The organism is Micrococcaceae bacterium Sec5.7 (genome assembly GCA_039636785.1).
Lineage (GTDB): Bacteria > Actinomycetota > Actinomycetes > Actinomycetales > Micrococcaceae > Arthrobacter.
Window position 1 is genome coordinate 2834472 of the sequence record CP144169.1, and the last position, 19938, is coordinate 2854409.

13 protein-coding genes, 2 tRNA genes and 3 pseudogenes are annotated in these 19938 nt (G+C 64.9%); 8 read left to right on the plus strand and 10 right to left on the minus strand.

Going from position 1 to position 19938, the window contains the following annotated elements:
• Positions 1 to 24 precede the first annotated feature (24 nt).
• The gene (locus V3C33_13510) at positions 25 to 888 is read right to left on the minus strand and encodes a CoA ester lyase (protein XAS66505.1); all 864 of its coding nucleotides are present in this window, start codon (positions 886 to 888) and stop codon (positions 25 to 27) included.
• 581 nt (positions 889 to 1469) lie between these two features.
• Here V3C33_13510 and V3C33_13515 point away from each other — a divergent pair.
• The 4 genes and pseudogenes from V3C33_13515 (at position 1470) to V3C33_13530 (ending at position 5281) form a co-directional block, all read left to right on the plus strand.
• Positions 1470 to 2525, plus strand: coding sequence for an ABC transporter substrate-binding protein (locus tag V3C33_13515; GenBank protein ID XAS66506.1), 1056 nt, complete (start codon positions 1470 to 1472; stop codon positions 2523 to 2525).
• A 2-nt stretch (positions 2526 to 2527) separates the two neighbouring features.
• Positions 2528 to 3404: pseudogene (locus V3C33_13520) on the plus strand (ABC transporter ATP-binding protein).
• Entirely contained in the window at positions 3404 to 4306 is a 903-nt protein-coding gene (locus tag V3C33_13525) for an ABC transporter permease (GenBank protein ID XAS66507.1), read from the plus strand. The pseudogene V3C33_13520 and the gene V3C33_13525 overlap by 1 nt, the downstream one beginning before the upstream one ends.
• 55 nt (positions 4307 to 4361) lie before the next feature.
• Positions 4362 to 5281, plus strand: a pseudogene (locus tag V3C33_13530) (TauD/TfdA family dioxygenase).
• Between the two features lie 76 nt (positions 5282 to 5357).
• On the opposite strand, the gene V3C33_13535 reads toward V3C33_13530, so the two are convergent.
• The gene (locus V3C33_13535; protein XAS66508.1) at positions 5358 to 6299 is read right to left on the minus strand and encodes an aldo/keto reductase; all 942 of its coding nucleotides are present in this window, start codon (positions 6297 to 6299) and stop codon (positions 5358 to 5360) included.
• The gene (locus V3C33_13540; protein ID XAS66509.1) at positions 6299 to 8011 is read right to left on the minus strand and encodes a glycoside hydrolase family 13 protein; all 1713 of its coding nucleotides are present in this window, start codon (positions 8009 to 8011) and stop codon (positions 6299 to 6301) included. The genes V3C33_13535 and V3C33_13540 overlap by 1 nt, the downstream gene beginning before the upstream one ends.
• 201 nt (positions 8012 to 8212) lie before the next feature.
• On the opposite strand from V3C33_13540, the gene V3C33_13545 reads away from it, so the two are divergent.
• Complete coding sequence (locus V3C33_13545) at positions 8213 to 9421, plus strand: ROK family protein (protein XAS66510.1); 1209 nt, start codon at positions 8213 to 8215, stop codon at positions 9419 to 9421.
• Here V3C33_13545 and V3C33_13550 read toward each other — a convergent pair.
• From V3C33_13550 to V3C33_13580, 7 genes and pseudogenes are all read right to left on the minus strand, one after another.
• Positions 9408 to 10970: pseudogene (locus V3C33_13550) on the minus strand (sodium:proton antiporter). The gene V3C33_13545 and the pseudogene V3C33_13550 sit on opposite strands and share 14 nt — an antisense overlap.
• 90 nt (positions 10971 to 11060) lie before the next feature.
• On the minus strand, positions 11061 to 11720 hold the full coding sequence (locus V3C33_13555) for an NAD(P)H-binding protein (GenBank protein ID XAS66511.1): 660 nt from the start codon (positions 11718 to 11720) through the stop codon (positions 11061 to 11063).
• 120 nt (positions 11721 to 11840) lie between these two features.
• Positions 11841 to 11914 (minus strand) — tRNA-Met (locus V3C33_13560).
• Between the two features lie 62 nt (positions 11915 to 11976).
• Positions 11977 to 12048: transfer RNA gene (locus V3C33_13565), tRNA-Thr, on the minus strand.
• A gap of 119 nt (positions 12049 to 12167) precedes the next feature.
• On the minus strand, positions 12168 to 12542 hold the full coding sequence (locus V3C33_13570) for a LysM domain-containing protein (protein XAS66512.1): 375 nt from the start codon (positions 12540 to 12542) through the stop codon (positions 12168 to 12170).
• A 305-nt stretch (positions 12543 to 12847) separates the two neighbouring features.
• Positions 12848 to 15127, minus strand: coding sequence for a DEAD/DEAH box helicase (locus V3C33_13575; GenBank protein XAS66513.1), 2280 nt, complete (start codon positions 15125 to 15127; stop codon positions 12848 to 12850).
• A gap of 573 nt (positions 15128 to 15700) precedes the next feature.
• Positions 15701 to 16354 carry an MOSC domain-containing protein gene (locus V3C33_13580; protein ID XAS66514.1) on the minus strand — a complete coding sequence of 218 codons (654 nt, stop codon included), beginning with the start codon at positions 16352 to 16354 and terminating at the stop codon, positions 15701 to 15703.
• Between the two features lie 170 nt (positions 16355 to 16524).
• On the opposite strand from V3C33_13580, the gene V3C33_13585 reads away from it, so the two are divergent.
• Genes V3C33_13585 through V3C33_13595 form a run of 3 tightly spaced genes read left to right on the plus strand, consistent with a single transcriptional unit; the run spans position 16525 to position 19882 of the window.
• The gene (locus tag V3C33_13585; protein ID XAS66515.1) at positions 16525 to 17142 is read left to right on the plus strand and encodes a Tat pathway signal protein; all 618 of its coding nucleotides are present in this window, start codon (positions 16525 to 16527) and stop codon (positions 17140 to 17142) included.
• A 2-nt stretch (positions 17143 to 17144) separates the two neighbouring features.
• Positions 17145 to 18356 (plus strand): glutathionylspermidine synthase family protein, encoded by a 1212-nt coding sequence (locus tag V3C33_13590; GenBank protein XAS66516.1) that lies wholly within the window; start codon positions 17145 to 17147, stop codon positions 18354 to 18356.
• Entirely contained in the window at positions 18353 to 19882 is a 1530-nt protein-coding gene (locus V3C33_13595) for an APC family permease (protein ID XAS66517.1), read from the plus strand. Before V3C33_13590 ends, V3C33_13595 begins: the two co-directional genes overlap by 4 nt.
• Positions 19883 to 19938: the final 56 nt, after the last annotated feature.

The window sequence follows — 19938 nt, forward strand, 5'->3', positions numbered from 1 at the left end:
AGCCGGGTCTGCTGGCACGGCATGCTACAGCGCCGGCTGCACCCCAAAGGCGACCGCGAGCTTCATGATCTTCTCGGCGCGCCCCAGACGCGGCAGGTCCGAGCCGTCGCGGATCACTCGGCCGTTGGCCTCGAAATCGGACATAAAGTCAGTGGCCCAGGCGACGTCTGACGGTGTGGGGCTGATGACCTCGTTGATGATGCTGGTCTGGTCGATGGCGAGGCAGAGCTTGCCGGTCATGCCCATCATGACGGTCACTCCGGTCTGCTCGCGCAGGATCGGGTGGTTGGTGCCCACGGTGGGGCCGTCGATGGGGCCGGGCAGGTTGCCTACGCGGCTGGCCACAACCAGCTTGGCCCGCGGATACGCCATGGCTTCCGCCGTGGCCGACATACCTGTATCGCGGCGGAAATCACCGGAACCGAAGGCAAGCCTGAACACACCCTGGGCCCTGGCGATGTGGTTGGCTTCCTCGATGCCGAGGGCGGATTCCACCAGTGCGATGACGGGAGTCTTGCCGTCCATCCGGTGGAAGCTTTCCGTAACCTGATCGGCGGATTCGGTCTTGGCCAGCACCACGCCGAGCAGGCCGGGGGTGCCCCGGAGGCCGGCAAGGTCGTCAGCCCAGAACCGGCTGGTGGCATCGTTGATCCGGACCCAGGCCTTGCCGCCGCCGGCCAGCCAGTTCACCACGTGTCCGCGGGCCTCGTCCTTTTGCGACGGGTCAACGGCGTCCTCAATGTCCAGAATGATCGAATCCGCACGGGATATTGCCGACTGGTCAAAAAGCTCGGTTTTCATTGCATTGACCAGGAGCCACGAACGGGCAATTTCGGCGGGGATATTGCGTTCGGGGCGCACTGTCTCGGCGGCGGTGGTAGACGTCATGGTTCTACCGTATCCGCCCGGGCCCTGCGAACGCGAAGATAACGGGGCCTGACCGGAGACCAATACGAACAAAAAGCGCCGGCCCGCCCCGCCGGGCTCTGGGGACAGCCTGTGGGGCGCCCAAGGCATTCCAGTGCAGGGTCGAGCCGGGGCCACAGGGCCCAGTGTCCACTCGCTGAGCCGCCTCAAGGCTTTGCAGGCTGCTCAATTGCCGGACCGGAGCTTCCGGCACAGTTGTCATGAGAACCCCGTCTGGCGCCAAGGCACTCCAGTGGAGACCTTGAATGCGCGCTTGAATGCTGCGCCCGAATCCACACCTTGTCAATCAATTTAATTGATCAGTGGCCTGCGGTCATTTCCTGAAATTCGCCGGCGTTCCGCCTCCCTGCCGTCACGTGGCTTCATCCGCCTCAACGCTGTGACTTGTGACGCCCTTTTTGCGCCCTGTTTCCGCGGATTTCCAAGGGTTTCCCGCCATGACACGCCTGCTTTCCTCCGCTGGCCAATTGCGCTTACATCGTTCCAACGGCCTGACGTCCGGTCAGCCACCCGCATAACGCAACAGCCGAAAAGGAACCCCCATGAAAAGACACATGACCATCCTCAGCGCTGCGACCGCCGTCGTCATCGCGGTGACGGTGTCGGGCTGCGGCGGAACCGCCGACGCCGGCGGCAGCACGGCCGGCACCCCGGCCGAGGTGAAGGAACTGCGCTACCAGGGGTGGGCCAACACAGTGACACTCCCGGAGCTGGCGCAGGATCTCGGCTACCTGGGCGACGTCAAGCTCAACTGGGTGGGCAACACCATCAGCGGCCCGCAGGACATCCAGTCGGCCGCCACCGGACAGACAGACTTCGGCGGCGCCTTCGCGGGAGCCGTGGTCAAGCTGATCGAAGCGGGAGCGCCGGTAAAGGCCGTCGTCAACTACTACGGCGAGGACGGGAAGACCTTCAACGGCTTCTACGTCAAGGAAGACAGCAACATCCGCAACGCCCGGGACTTCATCGGCAAGAAGATCGGCGTCAACACCCTGGGCGCCCACTCGGACGCAGTCATCAACACGTACCTGCAGAAGAACGGCCTCAGCGCGGACGAGATCAAGCAGGTCCAGTTGGTGGTTGTCCCGCCGAACGACACCGAAGAGGCGATCCGCCGCGGCCAGGTAGATGCCGGCTCGCTGGGCAGCATCCTGCAGGACAAGGCCGTGGCCAACGGCGGGCTGCGTTCCGTCTTCAGCGACTTTGAATTCTTCGGCACGTTTGCCGGCGGACCCTACGTGCTGCGGAACGACTTCATCGCCAGGAACCCCAACACCACCAAGACCTTCACCACGGGTGTGGCCAAGGGAATCGAATGGGAACGCAGCACCCCGCGTGAAGAAGTCATTGCCCGATTCACCAAGATCATGGCCGACCGCGGACGCAGCGAAAACCCGGCCGCCCTGCGGTACTGGAAGAGCGTCGGCGTGCCCTCCAAGGGCGAAATCAAGGACGAGGATTTCACCCGCTGGGGCAAGTGGCTCAAGGACACCGGCATCACCAAAGGCGACCTGGACCCGAAGAAGCTCTACACCAATGAGTTCAACTCCCTGGTGACGGCCTCCGCCCCGGCCACAGCCCCCGCCTCGAAAGGATAGCCATGACTCCGAAGATCAGCCTTAGGAACGTCACCAAGGACTTCACCGTCCGCCAGGGAAAGGGCGCGCGCCGGCAGGAGGGGCCGACTTTACTCACGGCCCTGGATGACCTCAGCCTGGACGTGGCCGCCGGAGAGTTCCTGACCCTGGTGGGACCCAGCGGATCCGGCAAGACCACCCTCCTGGATCTCCTCGCCGGCCTCTCCCGCCCCACCTCCGGAAAGGTGCTGGTGGACGGCAGGGAAGTGACCGGCCCGGGCCCGGACCGCGCCGTGGTTTTCCAGCAGTACGCCTTGTTCCCGTGGCGTACAGCCTCGGCCAATGTCTCCATCGGCCTGGAAAACTCAGGCCTTTCGAGGACGCAGCGGGCGGCGAAGCAAGCGAATTCCTTGACCTGGTGGGCCTGGCCGGGTTCGAGGACCGCTATCCGCATGAACTGTCCGGCGGTATGAAGCAGCGCGTGGCAATTGCCAGAAGCCTCGCCTATGAGCCGGACGTTCTGCTGATGGACGAGCCCTTCGCCGCGCTGGATGCCCAGACCCGCGAACAGCTCCAGGACGAGCTGCTCCGGATCTGGAAAGCCACGGGCAAGACCATCGTTTTTATCACCCACGGCATCGACGAAGCCGTGTACCTGGGCCAGCGGGTGGCCGTGCTGAGTGCCAGGCCTGGCCGGCTCAAGGAGATGGTGGACATCAATATCCCCGGCCGCGACGGCGATGCGGACATCCGTTCCCATCCGGCGTTTGTGGAACACCGGCACCAGGTGTGGTCCCTGCTGCATGATGAGGTCCGTCTGGCCCAGGATGCGGCCACCGGAAGATCCTCCCTGACGGGACTGCCGCCGACGAACTCCCACCGGAAAAGAGCGCCGCCTGATGACCGCTGTATTGACCAAATCCCCCGAGGCGAGTGCCGCCGTCGGGCCTTCCCTCCCGCCTGGAGAGTCTTTTCCGGAAAGCCAAGAACGTACGACGGCGGCGGCCCGGCTTTCCGTGGCTGCCGGAGTCGCCGGCAGGGCCGGCCGGAAATCCCTCGCCGTGGTGCTGTTCCTGGCGCTGTGGGAGTTCGGGCCGCTGTACCTGGCCAGCCCGTCCACCCGGGTGTTCCTGCCGCCGCTGCATGAAGTCCTGGCGGCCGGGGCGAAGCTTATCGAAACAGGGCAGCTGCAGAACCACCTGCAGGCCAGCCTCACCCGCTCCTTGTCCGGCTTCGGCATCGCCGTGGTCTTGGCTGTGATTCTCGGCCTGCTGATCGCCTGGTACGGCTGGCTGAACTCGTTCCTGAACCCGCTGCTGGAGCTGTTCCGCAACACTGCCACGCTGGCGCTGCTGCCGGTTTTCACGCTGCTGCTGGGCATCGGCGAGGAATCCAAGATCACCATCGTGGGCTATGCAGCCTTCTTCCCGGTGCTGCTGAACACCATTGCCGGCGTCCGGACCGTTGACCCGCTGCTGATCCGGGCCGCCAGATCCCTGGGGCTCAACAGCTTCCGGCTGTTCCAGAAGGTGATCCTGCCGTCCGCCGTTCCCACCATTTTCACCGGCATCCGGATGGCGGGAACGTCCTCGATCCTGGTGCTGATCGCGGCGGAAATGGTGGGCGCAAAGGCCGGCCTCGGCTACCTCATTGTCAACGCCCAGATGAGTTTCCTCATCCCGGACATGTACGCGGGCATCCTGACCGTATCCATCCTGGGCCTGCTGGTGAACTTCATCCTGGTGGCCCTGGAGCGGCATTTCTCACGCTGGCGTACCGCCGTCGGGTCCCAGTCCGGCTGACTCCCCAGACCAAACACTCCTCCACCTCGAACATCCGGAAAGTAAGGAAAAAACAATGACCGCAATCACCGAGACCAAACTTGAATTCGCCAAACTGGGATCCCGGATCGGCGCGGAAATCCGGGGCCTGGATCTCAGCGGAGAACTGAGCAATGACACCGTGTCGCGGATCCGCGCGGCCCTGAACGAGCACAAGGCACTCGTGTTCCGGGCGGCAAACATCCTCACCGACGAAGCCCAGGTGAAGTTTGCGGGCCACTTCGGACCGCTCACGAAGGCCCACCCCACGGTGGCTTCCGTGGAGGGCGAGGAAAACGTCCTTCCCGTGGACAGCGAGAACGGCTCGGCCAACCACTGGCACACGGACGTCACCTTTGTGGTCAATCCCCCGCAGGCCTCCACGCTGCGGAGCATCGACCTTCCGGCCTACGGAGGCGAGACGCTGATAGCGTCCTCGGCCGGAGCGTACCGGGATCTGCCGGACGAGCTGAGGAACTTCGCGGACGCGCTCTGGGCCATCCACACCAACGACTACGACTACTCGGTGCCCAAGAACCTTGAGCACCAGAACGCCGAGGAGCGCCGCAAGGAGTTCACCCGCCTCACGTTCGAGACCGCGCACCCTGTGGTCCGTGTCCATCCCCTGACCGGCGAGCGCGGATTGTTCATTGGGGGCTTCGCGCAGCGGTTCCGGATCGTGGGACTCTCCAACACCGAGTCCAAGGACATCATCCGGCTGCTCCAGGCCTACGTCACCCGCCCGGAAAACGTGGTGCGGGTGAACTGGGAGCCGAACCAGCTGGTGCTGTTCGACAACCGGATCACCCAGCACTACGCCCCGGACAACTACGACGGCCAGCCCCGCAGCTCAACCGGGTCACCATCGCGGGCGACATTCCGGTGGGCGTGGACGGCCGGCCCAGCCAGGCAATCCAGGGCGACTCCAGCACGTATTCCGTGGTGGCGCCGCTCTAGATGCCATTCACCCATGTAGCTCGCATTTGTTGCCGTTCCGAGCACTCGGAACGGCCACAAATGCGAGCCAGTTGGGTTAAGGGATGTTGCTTCCCCGGGCCGTGGCCCACAACCAGTACCACTCGGCCCGGGTCATGGCCGCCGCAACATCCGCTGCTCCGGCACACGCCCGGATCCGCTCCGGATGGGCGGTCCCGATCACCGGCGCGACGCCCGCTGGATGCTTCATCAGCCATCCCAGCAGGATCGCCTCGCCGGTGGCCCCCTTGTCGTCCGCCAACTGAGCCACCAGCGCAGCAGTGGCAGTCTCCGCCGCCGTCGGAGTTTCCGACGGCGCCCCGGTGAACACTCCGCGAGCCAAGGAACCATAGGCCTGAAGGTTAATGCCTTCCCGCGCGCAGAACTCCAGGGTGCCGTGCGGGAAGCTGTAGTCCACTGATTCCACATGGTTCACCAGGACGGTGCTCTCCAGCCAGGCACGCTTGAGCAGGCTCATCTCGAGCTGGTTTGCGACCACCGGCATCTCAAGGTGATCCTGCAGGGCAGCGATCTGAGCGCCGGACATATTGGACACACCCAGTTGGCGCACCTTGCCTTCGTCGACTAACTGCCCGACGGCGGATGCCACCTCTGCGGGGACCATCAGCGGATCTGGGCGGTGCAGCATCAGGACGTCAACATGGTCCGTCCGCAACCGTTTCAGACTGCCGTTCACCCGTTCCAGGATGGACTCCCGGCTCAGGTCGTAGTGCGTATCCAGCCCACGTTCGTTGAGCCTGATCCCGCACTTGGTCTGCAGCCGGATCCGCTCCCTCAATCCGGGCGTGCTTGCCAGGACCTCGCCAAAGACTGCCTCGGACTTTCCGCTGCGGTAAATGTCGGCGTGATCGAACAGTGTGATGCCGATCTCCAGGGCAGCGTCTATGGCGGCGCCGGCCTGATCCACCTGCGCCGCCCCATACGGCTCATCGGACCAGCTGCCGCCGAGCCCCATGCAGCCGTAAATCAGTTCCTGCATCAGCGCATCCAGGCAGTGGTGCTGGCGGGCAGCTTGCCGTTTTCCAGCGGACCGCTGCTGACCACCACCTCGCCGGCCGGAAGCTCCACTGCCTCGTCACCGAAGTTCGTGACGGTCTGCCAGCCGCCCGGACGGCTGAAGTGCAGCACGTCGGCGCTGCCGGTCTCATGCCAATCCAGCTGCTCTTCGGTCTGCAGTTCGCGGCGCAGCTTCAGCGCCGCGCGGTAAAGCTCGAGCGTGGATCCCTCGGTGCCGTCCTGCGCCTCGACGGCGTACTTGCTGAACCAGTCCGGCTGCGGCAGGTGGGACCCGCCGTCGCCGAAACCGAAGGAGCTTCCTTCAACAGACCACGGCAGCGGCACCCGGCAGCCGTCGCGGCCAACTTCCACACCCTTGTTCCGGAAGAACGACGGGTCCTGGCGTTCGGCGTCGGGGATTTGCGCCACTTCCTGGAGGCCCAGTTCCTCCCCCTGGTACAGGTAGGCCGAGCCCGGGACCGCGAGCATCAGCAGCGTGGCTGCACGGGCGCGGCGCTCCCCGAGCTCCACGTCCAGCTCCTCCCTCGGTCCGCCGGCCAGCAGCCAGCCCTTTCCGTCCTGGCCCCTGACGTGCTTCTTGCCCGTGGGGTCCTTGGGCAGGCCGTAGCGCGTGGCATGCCGGACGACGTCGTGGTTGGAGAAAACCCAGGTGGAGGAGGCTCCGGTGGCCTTGGCCTCGGCCAGGTTGCGGGTAATGATTTCGCGGAAGTCCCCGGCATCGAAGTCGGCCTGGAGCAGGTCGAAGTTGAACGCCTGGCCCAGGCCTTCGGGGCTCGCGTAGCGGGCGCGGCGGGTTTCGTGCACCCAGGCCTCGGCCACTGCGGTGCGTGGCGGGTTGTACTCGTTGAAGACTTCACGCCACTCGGCGTAGATCCCGTGGACTTCGTCACGGTCCCAGAACGGGTGCGAGCCGTCGTCGAAGCCGTCTGTACCAGTGTTTGCCGCGCTCAGCTCAAGCTTCGAGAGCAGCGGTTCGGTGAGGTCTTTTGTCAGGGCGTGGGCGACGTCGACCCGGAAGCCGTCCACGCCGCGGTCGGACCAGAAACGCAGGGTCTTGAGGAAGTCGTCGCGGATTTCACGGTTGGCCCAGTTCAGATCCGGCTGCTCCTTGGCGAAGATGTGCATGTACCACTGGCCGGGGGTGCCGTCCGGTTCGGTGATGCGCTCCCAGGCGGGCCCGCCGAAGACAGAGTCCCAGTCCGACGGCGGGAACTCACCGTTCGCACCCATGCCGTCACGGAAGATGTAGCGCTCGCGTGCGGCGGAGCCTTTCGGTGCGGCGAGAGCTTCCTTGAACCATTCGTGCCGGTTGGAAGAGTGATTGGGGACGATGTCCGCGATCAGCTTGATGCCGGCGGTGTGCAGGGCCGCCGCCATCTCGTCGAAGTCGGCCAGGGTGCCCAGCTTCGGGTCCACATCGCGGTAATCGTCGACGTCGTACCCGCCGTCGGCGAGCGCTGACGGGTAAAACGGGCTCAGCCAGACGGCGTCGATCCCCAGGGATTTCAGGTACGGCACCTTGGCAGTGATGCCCTTGATGTCACCCAGGCCGTCGCCGTTCGAGTCGGAAAAGCTCCGCGGGTAGATCTGGTAGACCGAGGCCTGGCGCCACCAGTTCGGATCGGCTGCAAGGTTTGCATAGGACAGGGTTGCCAGCGTGGCGGTGGTGGACAAAAGGAAGTTCCTTCGGGAGTCGGGCGGGGGCTGCTTGTGTGGGCGGGGCTGTAGCCGCGGCTGGGATTGCCGGAATCGGCCGGACTGTTTTGGCCGGAGTATGCATGTGCCCGACCATGTTCGGTCCGAGTATATTTAGATAGTATCTAAATATACTCACTCGAATATTATGGGCCGGGCTCAACAGGAGGTCAAGGACTGATGCCGGAAGCAGGCGCCGCAACCCCGCAGATGCTGCGGCGGGTCAATGCGCGCGCGGTTCTTAAGGTCATCCGAAGCATTGACGTGGCCACCGGCACAGAGCTGATGGCCCGCACCGGCCTCACCCGTGCCACGGTCATCGCCGTCTGCGAGGACCTGATCCGCCGCGGCTGGATCCTGGAACGTGACCCCTTACAGGACTCCGCCCCCCGGCAAGGCAGGCCTGCCAGGCGCTTTGAGTTGAACTCCCGCGCAGGATTCGTCATGGGCATGGACATAGGCGCCGCCACCGTCACCGCCGCAGTGGCCGATCTCCGGGGCAACGTTGTTGGCCGGTCCAGCCTCCCCTTCCGCACCACGGACATTCCTGCGTCAGAGCGGATCAGCACAGTGGACCGTGCCGCTGGCCTGGCTCTACATGCCGCGGGAGCCACCCCCGGCACAGTCCTGGCCGTAGGGGCTGGCATTGCGGCACCCGTGGACCGTGACGGCAAGGTGCTGGCGGCCCAGCATTTCTGGAGCCTGTTCGACGTCGGCCTCAGGGGGGCACTGAAAGACCTCCATGAGTGGACGGTACTCCTGGAAAATGACGCAAATCTGGCCGCGCTTGGTGAGTGTTGGCGCGGATCCGGGTCCGGGGTTAATGATCTGGTGGTTCTCCTGGCCAGCGAAAGGCTTGGCGCCGGGATCATCGAATCCGGGCGACTTCTGCACGGCAGCAGAGGGGCCGCGGGGGAATTGGGCTACCTGGACCTGCTGGAGGGTGTGGGCTCCGCCGACGGCATCGCCAAACTCGCGCCTGAATGGTTCGCGGCCGCAGCGGTCCCGGGACCGGGTCCAGCGCGGGGCCGGCCCGCTGCCGCATCCCGGGCTCCATTGACCGCGCGGCAGGTTTTCGACGCCGCGGCGCGCGGCGACCGGACCGCCGTCGTAATTCTTGACCGGTTGTCCGAGAGGATGGCGCGGATCATTGCCTCGCTCGCGAGCCTGGTCAATCCGGAGCAGGTGGTGATCGGCGGGGCGGTGGCCGAATCCGCCGCCGCCCTGCTGCCACGCATCATTGAGCTGCTGCCGCGTTTCACCGCCACCCCGCCGCGGGTGACCGTCTCCCCGCTGGGCGACGCAATTGTCACCGCGGGGGCCATCCGGCACGCCCTGGACTACGTCGAAGCAAACTCACTCGACCTGGTCCTCCCTATTCCGGCATGATCATGGTCCGCAGGTCCAGCTGCCGCAGGACCCGGTCCGCCACTTCGGGGTCCATAGCTGGCTCATTCCGGGCGGCCACCACTTCCTGGCGTGCGGCGTCCAGTGCGATGGTCTGAACGGCGATAGCCAGCTCGCGGCCACGCCTCCGCTTTTCCGCCACACTTTCGTTCCGGAGGCTGCCGTCCAGGAGCTCCGCGTGAAGCGGGTCATTTTGTCCTTGACGAGTGCTACCTTTTCAGCCGGGAGTTCCTTCATCAGCTCATTGTCTTTGAGCGCCGCCACTGCCGCTGCCTGCGCGCGCCGGGCCAGGACCCGTGCTGCATCGCGTTCCTCGGAACCGTCCTGCGAAGCATTGAGCACGCGCATCAGCCAGGGAAGCGTCAGTCCTGGCAGCACCAGCGTGGCCAAGAGCACTGCACACGCGATGACCAGCAGCTGATCCCGTTCAGGGAAGGGTGTGGCATCCGCCAGAGTGAGCGGCAGTGCCAGTGCCAGGGTTGCCAGTCCACGCATGCCGCACCAGGTCAGTATCAGCACCTCCTTGACAGACGTGGGCTGCAGCAGGTTCTTTCGTTTTCGGGCGGACATAGCCAAGAGCCCCAGCCAGCCGAACCGCACCACAAACACCAGCGCACACACCACCGATGCGGTGCCGATCATACCGAAGATGCCGCTGCCCTCATCCTGAACGACGTGCCGGATTTCCAGCCCACCAGGCCGAAGGCAAGCCCGGTCGCCAGGAGCTCCACCACGTCCCAGAAAGCCGCGCGGGTCACCCGCTCGGCGGCGTCCTGCGGCCTGGAATGCCGCTGCATCGCAAGGGCAGTGACCACAACGGCGATCACACCCGACGCGTGCACTTCTTCAGCCAGGATGTACGCCGCAAACGGCACCACCAGGGTAACCGCACTGCGGACCACCATGGACGTCACCAGCCGGGTGATCAGCGCCGTCAGCCAGCCCATGGCCATGCCGACCACCACGGCAAGGGCGGCACCGATCACAAAATTCAGAACGACGTCGGACCATATTTTCGTCCCGGAAACCGTGGCCGCCACTGCGGCCTGGAACATGACGATTGCCGCGGCGTCGTTGAACAGGCCTTCGCTCTGCAGAAAGGTGATGAGGCGGCAGGGCATGTGCACGCGGCCGGCAATGGATTCCACCGCCACTGGATCCGGCGGGGCCACCATGGCGCCCAACGCGATCGCGGCCGGAATGCCGATACCCGGGATCATGAGCCACGCGGCGCCCGCAACCACAGCAGTGGAGATGACCACCAGCGCCACGGCCAGCATGATGAGCGTCCGCCAGCGGACCCGGAACACAGACCAGGAACTTCGCTGTGCTGTGGTGAAAAGGAGCGGCGGCAGGAAAATGGGGAGGATCAGTTCCGGCGAGATGTCCAGATCCGGGAAGCCGGGGATAAATGTCAGCGCCGCAGCCAGGATGAGCATCAGTACCGGGTACGGCAGGCGGAGCCGGTCCCCAGGCCAACCGCCACCACGGTGGCGAGCAGGAGTCCGACAATGAGTGCCAGCTGATCCAGGTGCTCACTTTCCCCGGAGTGCGGAGCCGGCAGCAATCCTTGATGGATGCTCCGGCCGCCCCCACCACTTTATCGGGAAGTCCGCGGGTGCTACCCCAGCGGTTCAAGTGCTGCAGCCACCGGCAGCGTTCCGTCGCGGAACTTGATGGTGCGGCCTGCGGTTCCCGGCAGGTCCAGCACACCGGCAGCAACAATCGCCGTGTTGCTGCGGGAGGTGTTGGTCCCTGTGGCCGGATCGGCGGGATCAACTTCAATGAGTCCCGTGCCCGGGCCGTCGGTTAGCGCGCCCGGGCCAAGAATGGTCCAGGACAGCTCCGTCCCGCGAAGATACTCATCCGCGGCCGCCTTGGCTTCCGCGTAGGCGAAGAAGCTGTTGTCGGCCGGCACGCCGTGATCCGGCCCGGCTCCCAGATAGGACACCATGACATAACGCCCGACGCCGGCCTCGGCCGCCGCGTCCATGGAACGGATCGCGGCGTCCCGGTCGACCGAATAAGTGCGCTCGGGGCTGCCCCCGCCGGCACCGGCCGACCAGACCACGGCGTCATGGCCGCCGAAAGCGGCGGCCATTTCCGCCGTCGTCGAGTTTTCAACGTCCAGGACCGACGGCGTTGACCCGGTTGCCGCGACGTCGGCAGCATGGTCGGGATTGCGGATGAACGACGTGACGCTGTGTCCTTCTGCCGCGAGGAGAGTGGACAGGTGGAGGGCCACTTTGCCGTGGCCGCCGATGATGGCGATGCGGGTCATGCACCCATTGTGTCCCAAGTAGGTAGCAGCACACGTCGTTTTGAGCGCTCAAAACGACGTGTGCTGCTACTCAGTTGGGAAAAAAGACCCCGCAGGCGTGGCCTGCGGGGTCCTGGACTGTAGCGGTGGGGAGGCTCGATCTCCCGACCTCACGATTATGAGTCGTGCGCTCTAACCAACTGAGCTACACCGCCATAAATGAGAATAACCTGTGCCAAGCCGGTCAATAACCGCCTTGACACAGGCCCTCATCCAGAGCCCCCCACCGGAATCGATCCGGTGACCTCGTTCTTACCAAGAACGCGCTCTACCACTGAGCTAGGGGGGCAACGAGTAAATACTTTACCGGAAGATACCCCTTCCAACAAATCGGCTTGAGGGTCGGCCGAAGGGCGCCGAAACAGTTGCATCGTCGCCCTTTTTGTGGCGCGTTTGGAGCTCCGGGATCTACGGCAGGCGCAGCACCTGTCCCGGGTAAATGAGGTCGGGATTCGGCACGATATCCGCGTTTACGGCGATGAGCGCGTTCAGGTCAACACCGAACTGGACGGCGATGCCGCTCAGGGTGTCTCCCGGCTCCACAACCACCTCGGTGACGCGGGCAGGCTGAGCTGCCGCTGCCTGTGCTGTGGCGGCCTGCTGCTGGGCTCCGGTGCCGGTGCCCACCCCGGCACCCATCTGGGCATCAGCCTGGGAATCGTTCCCTGCCTCAGCGTCGGCTGCGGCGGGCTGCTGCTCGGGCTTCTGCTGCTGTTCTGCGGGCTTCTGCTCGTCCTTCCCGGCAAAACCGAGGTTCTTCTTCAAATCGTCAAGGAATCCCATGGGACAAACCTTTCAGTAAGTCAGTTGCGTCAGTAAGACAGTTACGGCCGTCTCCGGCGGAAAAGCACCGCAGCCACGCCGTCCGTAGCCACTCGATAGTACGGCGGCAGCAAGGGTGCTTCAAGGGTTTTGTCACCAGGCAGCCAGAACTTCACGAAATGGCCTGCGGAAATTCACCCGTGGAACCGCCAATAAACGCATGGATGGCGCCGGGAGTTACGCGGTTAAACCAGGATGGGCCGGCTCGAAAGCCGGCCCATCCCCAGACCCCGGATCAATTCCGGGGTCTGCACGCTAACTAAGACTTACCATTTGCCCTTGCGGTTGAAATCGCGGTGTCCGCCTTCATTGCCATGGCGCGGCTTGCGTGCACCGTCACCGTGGCCGCCGGCGCGTGAATCGCTGGCCTGGCCGCGGTCAGCGCCGCTGGCTGCGGGACGCTCGGCGCCCGCACTGCGCTGCTCTGAACGGTCGCTGTAGGAGCGTCCGCCACGATCCGCCGAGGAGCGCTCGCCGCCACCGGCGTAGCCGCCGCGATCGCCGTCGGACTTGCGGAATTCCTTCTTGAACCCGCCGTTGCCCTTGAAGTTGCCGCCGCGGTCGCCACCGCCGGAGTAACCGCCGCGGTCGCCACCGCGGCTACCGCCGGAGTAGCTGCCACGGTCGCCGGACGGCTTGCGGCCGTTGTCCAGCTCGAGGTGGATCAGCTCGCCGCCGATCCGGGTGCGGGACAGTGCGCGCAGCTGGTCGGCGCTGAGGTCCGCGGGGAGCTCCACGAGGGAGTGGTCCGAGCGGATGTCAATGCCGCCGATCTGTGCGGAGGAAATGCCGCCCTCGTTGGCAATGGCGCCCACGATGGAGCCCGGCATGACGCGCTGGCGGCGTCCGACGGCGATCCGGTAGGTCGCATTGCCCGCGGTCAGGGTGCGGGTTGGGCCACGTGAACCGAAGCCGTCGTTGGAGCGCTCGCGCTTCTGGTACTCGGGAGCCGACGGCAGTTCCTTGACCAGGAGCGGCTGTCCGCCCTGTGCCATGACGGCCAGCGCTGCAGCGATCTCAGAGGCCGGGACGTTGTGCTCTTCCTCGTAGGAGGAGATGAGGTCGCGGAATGCCGAAACATCCTCGGACTCGAGAGTTTCCGTGATCTTCTCGGCGAACTTGCCCAGACGCAGCGTGTTGACCGTTTCCGCCGTGGGCAGGTGCATCTGCTCCACCGGCTGGCGCGTTGCCTTCTCAATGGAACGCAGCAGGTACTTCTCACGCGGCGTCATGAACAGGATCGCGTCGCCGGAGCGGCCGGCACGGCCCGTACGGCCGATGCGGTGGACGTAGGATTCGGTGTCGTGCGGGATGTCGTAGTTGATGACGTGGCTGATGCGCTCCACGTCAAGGCCACGGGCCGCCACGTCGGTGGCAACCAGAATGTCGATGCGGCCTTCCTTCAGTGCGTCAACAGTGCGCTCACGCTGCTGCTGCGGAATGTCGCCGTTGATGGCGGCAGCCTGGAAACCGCGGGACTTCAGCTTGTCGGCCAGATCTTCGGTGGCCATCTTGGTGCGCACGAACGCAATGACGCCGTCGAACTCTTCAACCTCAAGGATGCGGGTCAGGGCATCAAGCTTGTGCGGACCCATGACCTGCAGGTAGCGCTGCTTGGTGTTGGCGCCGGTGGTGGTCTTGGACTTCACCGAGATCTCGGCCGGGTTGTTCAGGTACTGCTTGGACATACGGCGGATCTGGCTGGGCATGGTGGCCGAGAACAGTGCAACCTGGCGGCCTTCCGGGGTCTGCTGGAAGATCTGCTCGACGTCTTCAGCGAAGCCCATCCGCAGCATCTCGTCAGCCTCGTCCAGCACCAAGTACTGGAGTTCGGAGAGGTCCAGTGAGCCCTTGGAGATGTGGTCGATGACACGGCCGGGGGTACCCACAACAACCTGGGCGCCGCGGCGCAGGCCGGCCAGCTGGGGGCCGTACGCGGAGCCACCGTAGACAGGGAGGACGGTGAAGTCGGCCATGTGCTTGGCGTAGGAGGTGAAGGCCTCGGCAACCTGGAGGGCGAGCTCACGGGTGGGAGCCAGCACCAGGGCCTGGGTCTTGCGGGATGGGCCATTGAGATCGTGAAGCTCAGCCAGACGGGACAGCGCCGGTACTGCGAAAGCTGCAGTCTTACCGGTTCCGGTCTGGGCCAGGCCCACAACGTCGCGGCCTTCGAGCAGCGGCGGGATGGTGGCGGCCTGAATGGGGGTCGGCTTTTCGTAGCCAACATCCAGCAGGGCAGCCAGAACGCGGCCGTCAAGGCCAAAGTCCGTAAAGCGGACGCCTTCAGCCTCGGTGTCGTCGCCCTTGGAGGAATCAGCCTTGGGGGCCTCTTCCTTGGCGGCGTCAGCCTTCGGGGCTTCCTCAACAGCGTCAGCCTTCGGGGCTTCCTCAACAGCTTCAGCCTTCGGGGCTTCCTCTGTCGGGGCCTCGATAGTTACGGCGGGGGTGGATTCAGTTGCGTCGGCAACCGTCTCAGAAGTCTCGACGTCGATCACTGTAGCTTCGGCGTTTGCCGATTCGAAGGAGTCGTTCTGATTTTCGGGCATAGGGAAATTTCCTCATCCATAGGGGGCCAGCGGCACAACCCGAGGTGAGCGGAGCCGCAGTACACGTGCCTTGGTGCCGGGCGATCTTTGCCCGGCCGGTCACTAGAAGTCCGGCGCTTTCGCAATCCCGTGGCAGGACTTCCCGCTGCAACTCTTGGCTGCTATCCCAGCAGTCTGTACAGCGTTTTCTTTAGCCGGCTCTCCCTATGAAAATGCCCGCATCACATTAGCGGGCCCCAACACTTGCCAGTCCTGCCTCAAAAATTGGGCAGGAATAAGGGATTTCCGGAGTGGGGGATATTCCAAGTGTAGGGCAAAGAACGGCCGCTGGGTAACAGAACTGTCGACGGCGGCGGTGACCTTGCGCACATGGCCGCCCGCCGGCGTCGTAATTTCAGGTCCGCAACAGGCCGTTTCAGCCACCCTGCGGCGGATTTGCGCCACTTTCCAGTCCTGCCGGATCCGGCTGCCCCTCCATCCCCGGGACCGGCTGGCGTGCGCGGTCAAGAGGTGCAGAAATGCCGACGGCGGCGGTGGACTTTCGCACACGGCGTTCCGCCCGCGGCGGTCAGCTCAGCTGCCGAGCCGGCGGAGAAGCCCATCGAAGGCGTCGTGGAATTCCGGCTGGAGCCGGATTTCCCCGTCAGCCTCGGCGTCGCGGAGCGCCTCCATGGACTCGAGATCGGGGTCGCTGAACCATTTGCCGATGGTCACGCCATGGGTGGGCACGTAAAGCCGGTGGATATGGTCCCCTGCCTGGATGCTCCCCGTTCTGACGACGCGGAGGTAGGTTCCCACCAGGCCGGCCTCGGCGAAGCGCTTGATCCACCGGGGCTCATCCATGCGGCGTTGGAATGTGGCACACGGTGTGCGCGGCGAGGTGACCTCGACTTCCACCTGGAGCCCGATTTTCCACCGCTCACCAATCACGGCTTCAGTGGTTCCGATGCCGGAGACCCGGAGGTTCTCCCCGAAAATCCCGGGCGGCATGTCCCGCTGAAGCTCCCCCGCCCAGTAGTCGGCATCGGCCTGGGAATAGGCGTACAAGGCCTGGTCCTCGCCGCCGTGGTGGATCCGGCTGGCCTGGATATCGCCGTGAAGCCCCAGCTTGTGGACCTTCACGGGTCCGTCCACAGGCCGTTTATCGATGGCCGTGACACCCACGCTCCCCTCATCGCTGAGGAGCTGGTGTACCCGGCAGACTGCAAGTAATGATGCGGTGTCCATGTGACCAGTCTAGGTTCCCGGGCGGTCCCGGTTACCAGACCGCCAGGACGGGCAGTTCCGCGCCGGAATTCGTTAGCGGCGCGTCCGGGCAACGGCTAGGCTGAATTCAGGATTTAGTTCCGGCGCTTTGGCACGCCTGGATCCCGGCATGGACCATCGAGGGGGACACCATGGGCCCGAAACAGGACCCGCATAAGGACCCGAAAAAGGGCGCGGCGAAGAAGGACCAAGACAAAACCGCCGCGTCCGATTTCACCCCGCCACACGGCGATCCCGGGAGCGGACAGATTCCCCCATGGCAGGTACCGCAGCCGGAACTCCGCCCTGACCTGCTGGGCCAGCCCATTCCTGTGCTGGATCCCTTCGCCAGGGACCGCGAGCGCGAGGTGCATTCCGCTGCGGTGCGTAAGAAGCGTTCGCAGCGCCGCACCGTCGTCGTCGGTCTTGGTGTGACTGCCCTGCTGGCCGGGACCATCACCGCCGTGGTGGCGAGCAACCAGGACGAGGCTGACTATGCGCAGGTCTGTTTCAACGACGAAACCGGCGAGCGCGTGGACGATACCCAGTGCAACAGCTCAGCCGGACGCAGCGGGGCCCTGTACGCGTGGTACTTCTATGCCCGCGGAGCCAGTGTTCCCGGCGTAGGCCAGAACCGTTCCAGCTACCCCGCGGCAACCAAGACCGTTCCGAGCGGAGCCAAGACGGCCACGGGCTACAGCACCAAGGGCGGCACCGTCAGCAGGGGCGGCTTTGGCAGCAGCTCCAAAGGCGGAAGCACGGGGGGCTAGGCGTGAAGCGATTGTCATCGGAGCCCCGGCCGGACTGGAAGCAGAAGATCGAAGAGCAGGGCCTGGTCTTTTCCACCACCACCATGCCTGACGGCAAGAAGATCGAGTACTGGAACGAATCCGCCTACTACGAGTTCACCATGGACGAGGTGGAGACCCTCGAGGGAACCGCCGAGGAAATGCACCGGATGTGCCTCGAGGCGGCGAAGTTCCTGGCCACGGGCGCCATGGGCGAGATCGGGATCGGCCCGCAGGCGCTGGAGCTGGCCGGCGAATCACTCCTGGCCGGCGATATGGACATCTACGGGCGCTTCGACTTTGTCTACGACGGCCAGGGCGGGCCGGCCAAGATGCTGGAGTACAACGCTGACACCCCCACCGGGCTCATCGAAGCCGCCGTGGCCCAGTGGTTCTGGCTGCAGGACGTCTTCCCCGAGAAGGACCAGTGGAACGGCATCCATGAGGCCCTAATCCGGCAGTGGAAGAAACTGCAGTACCGCACCGGCATGAGCACACTGCACATTGCGCACTCGGAGGCCGAGGAATCCGGCGAGGACTGGATGACGGCCGCCTACATGCGGGATGTGGCCGGCCAGGCGGGCTGGACCACCATCGGGATCAACATGTCGGACATCGGCTGGGACCCCAACCTGAACCGCTTTGTGGACCTGGACAACTTCATGATCAGCACCATGTTCAAGCTCTACCCGTGGGAGCTCATGATGAAGGAGCCCTTCGGCCACCGGCTGCTCCAGCGTGCCCACAATCCGCGTTGGGTTGAGCCTGCCTGGAAGATGCTGCTGTCCAACAAGGCCCTGCTGGCCGCACTCTGGCACCTCTATCCGGATCATCCCAATCTGCTCCCCGCCTACCTCAACGAACCGGGGCCGCTGAAGGAGTGGGTGGCCAAGCCGCTGCTTGGGCGCGAAGGCGACAACATCAAGATCCACGCCGACGGCATCAACATGGAGCAGACTGGCGGGTACGGTCGCGAGGGCTGGTGCTACCAACAGTTCCACTCACTCCCCAGCTTCGACGGTAACCACCCGGTCCTGGGCCTGTGGGTGGTGGACGGCGAGTCCGTGGGCTGCGGGATCCGCGAATCCGACGGCCCCATCACCGATTACTTCTGCCGTTTTGTGCCCAACACCATCGACGCAGCCGCTCCGCTTTCAGCAAAGGCCTATTCCAGCAAAGCAGGTATCGCACTATGAGCACAGAGACCACGACGGCGGGCGGCGGCGCCGGGGGCCCGTCCGGTGGCGCTGTCCCCGCCAAGGGGCTCCACGCCGGGATCCTGGATCTCGGCGACTCCGTCATGCTGGGGCTGGCCTCCACCGCACCCGTGTATTCGCTGGCGGCCACGCTCGGCCTGATCGTTGCAGTGAACGGCAACTACACTCCCCTGATCCTGCTCCTGGGCTTTGTGCCCGTGCTGTTCATTGCCTATGCCTTCCGCGAACTCAACAGCGCCATGCCGGACTGCGGCACCACGTTCACGTGGGCGCGACGAGCCTTCGGTCCGTGGGCCGGCTGGCTGGGCGGCTGGGGTGTGGCGCTGGCGGGCATCGTGGTCCTTGCCAATCTGGCGCAGGTGGCCGGGCAGTATCTCTGGCTGCTGATCGGCGACGGCTCACTGGCTGCGAACAAGGCCGTGGTGACCGTTACCGGCGTCGTGTTCATTGCCTTTATGACCCTTGTGAACTACCGCGGCATCCGGCTGGGTGAGCACGTCCAGCGCGTCCTGACATACATCCAGTACATCGCCTTGGGCATCTTTGCGGTGGCCATCATTGTCCGGATTGTGGGCGGCGCTTCCGGCGGAGCGCCGGAAGGCCAGGCGTTCGACGTCGAGTGGTTCAACCCGGCCGGAGCCTTTGCGGACCCCGGCGCCGTGGTCCACGGGGCCCTGCTGGCGCTGTTCATCTACTGGGGCTGGGACACCTGCTTGGCCGTCAACGAGGAAACTGAAAACCCCTCCGTCACACCAGGCCGCGGCGCCATCATCTCGGCCTTTGTCCTGGTGGCCATTTATGTATCGGTGGCCCTGCTGGTCATGATGTACGCCACCGCGGGCACAGAGGGCATCGGCCTGGGCAATACCGCCAACCAGGATGACGTCTTCCTGGCCATGAAGGACGTGGTGCTGGGTCCGTGGGGCTGGCTGATTGTGGTCGCTGTGCTGGCCTCCGTGCTGTCCTCCACCCAGACCACCATTCTCCCGACGGCCCGCGGCACCCTCTCCATGGGGGTCCACGGCGCACTGCCGGCCAGGTTCGGCGAGGTCCACAAACGCAATCAGACACCAGGCTTCTCCACCCAGGTGATGGGTGCCGCCGCCATTGTGTACTACGTGGTGATGAGCTTCCTCAGCGAGAACCTGCTGTCCGATTCCATCAGCGCCATCAGCCTGTTCATCGCCTTCTACTACGCGCTGACCGGCTTCGCATGCGTCTGGTACTTCCGCGGCACGCTCCGCGGATCAGCCCGCAGCCTGTGGTTCCGCGGCATCCTGCCGCTGCTGGGGGCGCTGATGTTGACCGCGGCCTTCTTTATCTCGGCCGTGCAGATGTGGGATCCCGCCTACGGCAACACGCAGATCTTCGGCATCGGCGGGGCTTTCGTCAGCGGCGTGGTGCTGCTGGCCCTCGGCGTTGTTCTCGCCATTGTGTGCCGGTTCCTGCCGTCCGCCCGGGGGTACTTCCTGGCGAAGCAGCCCGGCGGCTTGGCGCCGAGGTGAGACTTGGCGCCGATGTTCTGCAAAAACACGGGCGCGAAGTCTCACCTCGGCGGGAG

What these genes read in the sequence shown, in the direction of transcription:
- V3C33_13515 (XAS66506.1), top strand. Translation starts at nt 1,470, where the DNA reads ATGAAAAGACACATGACCATCCTCAGCGCTGCGACCGCCGTCGTCATC.
- V3C33_13545 (XAS66510.1), top strand. Translation starts at nt 8,213, where the DNA reads ATGCCGGAAGCAGGCGCCGCAACCCCGCAGATGCTGCGGCGGGTCAAT.
- V3C33_13535 (XAS66508.1), bottom strand. Translation starts at nt 6,299, where the DNA reads ATGCAGGAACTGATTTACGGCTGCATGGGGCTCGGCGGCAGCTGGTCC.
- V3C33_13595 (XAS66517.1), top strand. Translation starts at nt 18,353, where the DNA reads ATGAGCACAGAGACCACGACGGCGGGCGGCGGCGCCGGGGGCCCGTCC.
- V3C33_13525 (XAS66507.1), top strand. Translation starts at nt 3,404, where the DNA reads ATGACCGCTGTATTGACCAAATCCCCCGAGGCGAGTGCCGCCGTCGGG.
- V3C33_13580 (XAS66514.1), bottom strand. Translation starts at nt 16,354, where the DNA reads ATGGACACCGCATCATTACTTGCAGTCTGCCGGGTACACCAGCTCCTC.
- V3C33_13570 (XAS66512.1), bottom strand. Translation starts at nt 12,542, where the DNA reads ATGGGATTCCTTGACGATTTGAAGAAGAACCTCGGTTTTGCCGGGAAG.
- V3C33_13510 (XAS66505.1), bottom strand. Translation starts at nt 888, where the DNA reads ATGACGTCTACCACCGCCGCCGAGACAGTGCGCCCCGAACGCAATATC.
- V3C33_13585 (XAS66515.1), top strand. Translation starts at nt 16,525, where the DNA reads ATGGGCCCGAAACAGGACCCGCATAAGGACCCGAAAAAGGGCGCGGCG.
- V3C33_13555 (XAS66511.1), bottom strand. Translation starts at nt 11,720, where the DNA reads ATGACCCGCATCGCCATCATCGGCGGCCACGGCAAAGTGGCCCTCCAC.
- V3C33_13575 (XAS66513.1), bottom strand. Translation starts at nt 15,127, where the DNA reads ATGCCCGAAAATCAGAACGACTCCTTCGAATCGGCAAACGCCGAAGCT.